Source organism: Vibrio olivae, assembly GCF_042428525.1.
In the GTDB taxonomy this organism is placed as follows: domain Bacteria; phylum Pseudomonadota; class Gammaproteobacteria; order Enterobacterales; family Vibrionaceae; genus Vibrio; species Vibrio olivae.
This window is the reverse complement of the sequence record NZ_JBHMEP010000091.1, coordinates 1-594: the sequence shown is the minus strand read 5'-3', so window position 1 is coordinate 594 and position 594 is coordinate 1. Positions and strand designations below refer to the sequence as shown.

The 594-nt window shown below is 43.3% G+C and carries 1 protein-coding gene; it reads left to right on the top strand.

Annotation, left to right across the window (positions count from 1 at the left end):
• Window positions 1–114 precede the first annotated feature (114 nt).
• On the top strand, window positions 115–594 hold a 480-nt coding region (locus tag ACFFUV_RS24160; protein ID WP_272227189.1), incomplete at its 3' end, for a transposase.

The following is a 594-nucleotide window of genomic DNA, read 5'->3' as shown; positions in this document are numbered from 1 at the left end:
AAGGTGTGTCAAAATGCGCACCTTCTTTTTTTATGCACAAAGCCCCGACTTTCACAAGCAGGGGCTTTGTTATTACCTAAAGATTTTGTATCTTTAAGCATAACATTTTATACTATGACAAAGATACATTTTCGTCCTTACAATCCCAACCAAACAGTGCTTTTTCCTCCAAGAATTGACGAGGATATTGCAGAGCATGATCCAGTTCGGATGGTTGACGCTCTGGTTGAGAGCCTGAACCTTGAAAGTTTCAGGAAGTTGTATAAGGAATGCGGGCGCAGCCCTTACCACCCCAGGATGATGCTCAAGGTCATTCTGTATGCCTATATGAACAACATCTACTCCTGCCGGAAAATCGAAAAGCTCCTTCACCGTGACATCCATTATATCTGGCTTGCCGGATATGAGAAACCGGATTTCATTACCATCAACCGTTTCCGCAACCGGGTGAAGAATGAAATCAACGAGGTGTTTACCCAAACCGTACTTCTTCTTTCTTCCAAAGGCTTCATCAGCCTGAATGTGGAATACATTGACGGGACAAAGATTGAGTCCAAAGCCAATAAGTATACTTTCGTCTGGCGGAAAACGGTT